A 5980-nucleotide genomic window follows, 5' to 3' on the forward strand; every position below is an offset into this window, starting at 1 on the left:
CGCGGCACCCGCTGTGACATCGGAACCGGTTGCGGCAGGCTGCGCTTCGGCAGGCGCGGCACCTGACATGGCATCGGAAGCGGTTGCGGTGGACTGTGGTTCGGTGTGTGCGGTAGTTGCTGCTGGTTGCGGTTGCTCTGTGTCCTGGGTGGGGAGGAAACCTGCGGTGCGGGCCAGTGCTTCGACGCGGTCGGCGATCGTGGCGACCTGTTCGCGGGCGGCGGCGGCTTCGGCGCGAGCGTCGCGGAGGGTGGTGGCGTCGGCGATGAGGGCGGTGAGGCGGGCGCGGCGACGGTCGATGGTTTCGTCGCCGCCTGCGGCGGTGCGGAGGCGGGTGGTGAGTTCGGCGAGGCGGGCGGTGGCGGTGGCGATGTTTGCGGCGACGGTGCTTCGGCGGGAATCGGATTCGCGGAGTTCGTCGTGCAGGCGGGTCTCGTCGGTGCGCAGGCGGGTGAGTTCGGCGGTCAGGCCGTCGGCGAGGGCGGCGAGTTCCGCGGTGTCTTCGTAGCGGTCGGTGGCGGCACGGAGGGCGGCAGCCAGCTCGACGCGGTCGGCGTCGCCGCCGCGGGCGGTGAGCGCCTCGATGTCGCGTTCCAGGCTGGAGATCCGGGCCTGCACCCGGTCGCGCGCGTCTTCGGCGGCGCGTTCGGCGGCAATGGCGGCGTCTTCGGCCTCCTTGGAGACGGCGCTCGCGGTCGGCCTGGCGGGTGCCGGATGGTCGGCGGAACCGCAGACGGCACAGGGCTTGCCGTCGGCCAAACCGTCCGCGAGTTCGGCGGCCATGCCCGCCAGCCTGCGCTCACGCAGATCGAGGACGCGTTCCCTGGCGTCGTTGTGCGTGGCGCGTGCCGACTCCCACTCGACGCGGGCATGATCCAAACCTGTTTTGCGCGAGGCGAGTTCGACCGCAGCCGCGGCAGCGGTCTGCAGGCGCTCACATTCTGCGGTCAGCGTCGGCAACGTGGCGGCCGCGCGCGTGGCCTCGTTCAGGCGCGCATCGAGGGTGGCGAGTGCACCGGGGAGTTGTTCGCGCAGCCGGGTCAGCTTCGTCACCTGAGTGTTGAGCGCCGTGTCCGCGTCGCGCAGTCCGGCCAGCTCCTTGGTGAGCCGAGTGGCGGCCGTGGCGTCGGACTGGATCTCGTCCAGGCCACCGATCAGCGCGCTCCACTGCCGGATCGCGGCGTCGATGTCAGCGTCGGCCCTGATGGTCGGGGTACCCGTCGCACCAGCTCGGCTTCGCCCAGTATCCGCAGGATCGGTCGTCTTCGCGCCGATGCGCGCCGCACCCGCACGGTTGGAAGGACTCGCCTCAGCGCCACCTCGATCATCCGCACCAGAAAGCGCACCTGCACGAGCAGAAGGACTCGCCTCAGCGCCACGTCGATCATCCGCACCAGAAGGCGCGCCTGCACGAGTAGACGGGCCCGCCTCAGCGCCACTTCGGTCGTCGGCGCCGGCAAGCGCGCCTTCGATATCGACCAGTTCGGCACCCGCGAGGTCGGCACCGGCCGGTTCCAGCAGGCGGGCAGCCAACTTTCTTGCTGCGCTGACCGTTTCGGCATCCTGGCGGCGCATCTGCATGACGGCGGTGCGCGCTTCGTCGATGGCGGCGGCGACCGGTTCGGCGCGGCGGGCCAGTTCGAGCTCGGCCTGCAAGGCTGTGCGGTGGTCTTTGTTGGCGATGTAATCGTCGAGTTGCGTACGCGCAGTGGCCATTCGGCGACGTAGCTCGTGCAGACGGCGCTGTTCCTCGGCGCGGGTTCGGACCCGTGCCGATTCCTGTTGGCAGCGTTCGGCTGTCGCGGCCGCGGTGGTCAGATCCGTGCGTGCGGTGGCGAGGAGGTCCTGGGACCAGGCGACAGCATCCAAGGGGCTCGCGGTCTCGGCCCCGCTCACGCCCGCCGTGACGCCGACCTTGGCGATCAATCGGTCGATGGCCTGTTTACGCGAGTCCAGGTCAGCGGTGGAGGCGCGGCGCTTGTCGGCCAGCCAATGTTCGGCAGTACCGAATCGTTCAGTGTCGAAAAGCTTTTCGAGGAGCTTCTCGCGATCTTCGTTGTCCGCCCGCAGGAATCGCGCGAAATCACCCTGCGGGAGCAGCACCACCTGGAAGAACTGATCGGCGCTCATGCCGAGCAGCCGGATGATCTCGTCACCGATATCGGGGATGCGGGACAGGTTCTCGCCGCGACCGTCCAGCCAGGCCAGCGTCGCCTTGGCGGGATCGGTGCGCATGCCGGTGCCGCGCAACTTCGGGCGTTCGAATTCGGGGATGCGGGTCAACCGCAGGCGGCGCCCGCCGAGGGTCGCCTCCAGCATCACCTGCGGCGGAGTCTGCTCGGCGGCGTGGTCGGAGTGCAGGCGTTTGCTTTCCCCGCGGGCGCCGGGCACCCGGCCGTAGAGCGCGAACGCGATCGCGTCGAGGACGGTGGTCTTGCCTGCGCCGGTCTGCCCGTGCAGCAGGAACAGGCCGTCGGCGCCGAGCGCGTCGAAGTCGACAACCGTGGTCTCGGCGAACGGGCCGAAGGCGGTCATCTCCAGCCGGTGCAGCCTCATCGAATGGCCGCCCGCGGCGCGACAGGGCGTCGGCTGTGCACGACTCGGCTCCGCCGACGGGCGGCTCCGTCGGGATCGAGCGACGCCAGGCACTGGTTCACCCGCTCGTGCTCGCTTACGACTGGACCCCGCCGACGCGCGGCTCCGCTGCGACCGAGCGACGCCAGGCACTGGTTCACCCGCTGGCACTCGCTCACGACTGCACCCCGCGGACGCGCGGCTCCACTGCGACCGAGCGACGCCAGGCAATGGTTCACCCGCTGACACTCGCTCACGACTGCACCCCGCCGACGCGCGGCTCCGCCGTGACCGAGCGATCCTCGGCTGTGTCCTTGTTCACTCGCTGGCGCTCGTTCAAGCGGACAGTTCCCTGGCCGATTCCGCGGGGCTCAGCACCCGATCCGGCTCAGCGACCGCGGCGGCGAGTGCTCGCTCCAGCCAAGCCATTTCGCTGTCGGTGGGCACACCGCGCACGTCGGTGAGGAAGCTCTGCGCTACTTCGGTGTCGCGGCGGCCGTGCACCCGTTCACGGTAGCGCAACTCCGGGTTGCCCTCCGGCCGCACCCACTCCACGTGCACCGCGTGCGGGAAGCGCTCGCGGAGCTTGCGCATCGCGTCCACCGGACGCGTCGAGTCGGTGAGCACCGCCGACACGTAGTCCTCTTGGGCCTGGGTGTGCGCCTCGTCGGCGAGCAACTCGTCGAGCGTGCCGGTGAGCCTGGTGAGCCCGCGCACCACGGGTAGATCGCGGCGCTCGACCGAATGCAGCCCGGCGGCATCGAGATCGACGAGCCACACGGCCTTGCGATGCGAGCTCTCCGCGAACGAATACGGCAGCGGGGACCCGCAGTAGCGCACCGACTCCGACAGCGTCTGTGGCGAATGCAGGTGGCCGAGCGCGACATAGTCGATGCCGTCGAAAGCGGACATCGGCACGGTCTCCACGCCGCCGACCGAGATCGACCGCTCCGAGCCCGTCGCCTCGCCGCCGACGACGAAGGCATGCGCGAGCACCACGGTGCGGGTGCCGTCGCGTTGCGCGATATCGGCGCGGATCAGGCGCATCGCCGCGTCGAGAATGTCGGCGTGCGAACGGGCCTGTGGCACACCGAGTTCCGCACGGGTGATGTCCGGCTCCAGATAGGGGATGCCGTAGAACGCCACCGGCCCGTGTGCGTCCTCCAGCAGCACCGGCCGGTCGGCGTCGGCGACCGTGGTGCGCAGATACAACCCGCCGGCGGCCGCGAAACTCGCACCGGCGCCGAGCCGCGCAGGGGAATCGTGATTGCCCGAGGTCGCGACGATCCTGGCGCCTGCTGCGCGAATGGCCTCGAATCCCCGGTTACACACCGCGATCGCGTCCGCACTCGGAATGGACCGGTCGTACACGTCGCCGGGCAGCACCACCACATCGACCGAGGCCTCGGCCACCAGCTCCGCGATCGCGGCCAGTGCGCGCGCCTGGTCGGCAAGCAGATCGACCCCGTGGAACGTGCGCCCGATGTGCCAGTCCGACGTGTGCAGCATCCGCATGCCGCGAAACCGTAGGCGAGTGCACCGACAGAATTCAATCGAGACACTCGGTCAGCGCCAGGGATTCACGTATGCACGGCTTGACCGATGCCCGCAGGAAGCACCCGGTGGTAGCCGACACAGCGCTGGCAGATTGCCCATCGACCCGCTTTGTCGGTGGCGTGCGGCACTATCTGCGCTATGACCGCACCGATGCTCGTCGCACTGATGCTGGTATTCGCCGCAGGGGTTGGGCTCGGCTGGCTCGGCCATGCCGCGCGCGCCGGGCACCGGGCGACGGCGGCAGAGGCGAGACTCGCGGCGGCCGGCGACAACGAGCGGTTGCTGCGGCAGTCGCTCAACGCAGCGAACGAGGATGCGGCACGCAGGCATTCGCACGCGGTCGGCGCGCTGGTCGACCCGCTTCGCGAGGCGGTCGGCGCGCTCAACCACCACATTCAGCAGGTCGAACATCATCGGATCAACGCCTATTCGAGCCTGCGCGAGCAGGTCGCAGGAATGCAGCGCACCTCAACGCAGCTGACCAGCCAGACCAGTCAGCTCGTCGCCGCGCTGCGGGCGCCACAGATTCGCGGGCGTTGGGGCGAGATCCAACTGGAGCGAGTGGTCGAGCTGGCCGGCATGACGCGGCACTGCGATTTCGACACCCAGGTGACCCGAGCGGCCCGCGGCGACGGCTCCACCGACCGGACCGGCAACGTCCGGCCCGACCTGGTGGTGAATCTCGCGGGCGGCAGGCACATCGTGGTCGACGCGAAAGTGCCGTTCAGCGCCTACCTCGACGCCAGCACGGCCGACGACCCCGACCTGCGGGCCGAACATCTGACCAGGCATGCGAAACACCTGCGCGGGCACATCGACCAACTTGCCGACAAGGCGTACTGGGCCGCCTTCGACCCGGCACCGGAATTCGTGGTGCTGTTCGTGCCTGGCGACCCGTTCCTCGACGCCGCACTGACCACCGACTCGGGATTGCTGGAATACGCCTTCGGCCGCAACGTCATTCTTGCGACGCCGACCACCCTGATCGCGTTGCTGCGCACGGTCGCCTTCGGGTGGCGACAGGAGGCGCTGTCCCGCGATATGGCAACCGTTCAGCAATTAGGCAAGGAGCTGTACGCCCGGCTCGGCATGACCGGACGGCACCTGGATCGTCTCGGTGCACAGCTCGGCAAGGCCGTCGACGCGTTCAACTACACCGTCGCCTCCGTCGAGTCACGGGTCATGGTCACCGCCCGCAAACTGCACGACCTGGAAATCGCGGAACAAGAAGTTCCCGCGATCCACCGAGTAGACACCTGGCCGCGCGCAGTCGGCTTCGCCGACACCGATTGAGGGGCAAGCCTGGCCGACTCATCCACTCCGCCAGACGGCAAGGACGGCAAGGACGGCAAGGACGGCAAGGACGGCAAGGACGGCAAGGACGGCAAGGACGGCAAGGACGGCAAGGACGGCAAGGACGGCAAGGGTATTGGCCGCCGACGACTGGCCACAACCCGGCGGTGCTCGCCGTCGGCCACAGGCCCGGACCGCAGGGTGCTGGAGCTGTAGAACCACAGACCTTTCGTACGGTTCACAGAGCCCAGCGCCTCTGTGAACCGTACGAAGGGTCTGTGTATCCCGGGTGTCGACACCCAAGGCCACGCAGCCAGGCATTAAGTCGCGCAGCAGGCCGCTACTACGACCGCGCCTGCTCGCCGACACCGGCGTGAGCGGACAAGCCTCGCCGACTCCATCCACTCCGTGAAGGGACCAGGATCGCAAGGGTATTGGCCGGACACCAACGACTGGCCACAGCCCGGGCGGCGCTCGCCGTCGACCGCAGGCCCGGACCGCAGGGTGCTGGAGCTGTCGAACCACAGACCTTTCGTACGGTTCACAGAGCCCAGAG

The 5980-nt window shown here is 69.2% G+C and carries 4 protein-coding genes; 1 reads left to right on the forward strand and 3 read right to left on the reverse strand.

Annotated elements, in window-relative coordinates; translation table 11 throughout:
• Positions 1-2556: AAA family ATPase (locus NA11_RS35030; protein WP_141718024.1), on the reverse strand; the 2556-nt coding region annotated here is incomplete at its 3' end.
• 354 nt (positions 2557-2910) lie between these two features.
• Positions 2911-4089: an exonuclease SbcCD subunit D gene (locus tag NA11_RS35035; protein WP_069166368.1), complete on the reverse strand. Its 1179-nt coding sequence runs from the start codon at positions 4087-4089 to the stop codon at positions 2911-2913.
• A 180-nt stretch (positions 4090-4269) separates the two neighbouring features.
• Here NA11_RS35035 and NA11_RS35040 point away from each other — a divergent pair, with 180 nt between their 5' ends.
• A complete protein-coding gene (locus NA11_RS35040) occupies positions 4270-5424 on the forward strand; it encodes a DNA recombination protein RmuC (RefSeq protein ID WP_069166369.1) in 1155 nt (384 codons plus the stop codon).
• An 18-nt stretch (positions 5425-5442) separates the two neighbouring features.
• Here the strand turns inward: NA11_RS35040 and NA11_RS46185 are convergent, their stop codons facing one another.
• Positions 5443-5646 (reverse strand): hypothetical protein, encoded by a 204-nt coding sequence (locus tag NA11_RS46185; RefSeq protein ID WP_174567778.1) that lies wholly within the window; start codon positions 5644-5646, stop codon positions 5443-5445.
• Positions 5647-5980 lie beyond the last annotated feature (334 nt).

Origin of the sequence: Nocardia altamirensis NBRC 108246, assembly GCF_001612685.1 — a bacterium.
Taxonomy (GTDB): domain Bacteria; phylum Actinomycetota; class Actinomycetes; order Mycobacteriales; family Mycobacteriaceae; genus Nocardia; species Nocardia altamirensis.

Bases quoted from the DNA above. Each gene is read 5' to 3' on its own strand.
- NA11_RS35035 (WP_069166368.1), bottom strand. From the start codon at position 4,089: ATGCGGATGCTGCACACGTCGGACTGGCACATCGGGCGCACGTTCCAC.
- NA11_RS35040 (WP_069166369.1), top strand. From the start codon at position 4,270: ATGACCGCACCGATGCTCGTCGCACTGATGCTGGTATTCGCCGCAGGG.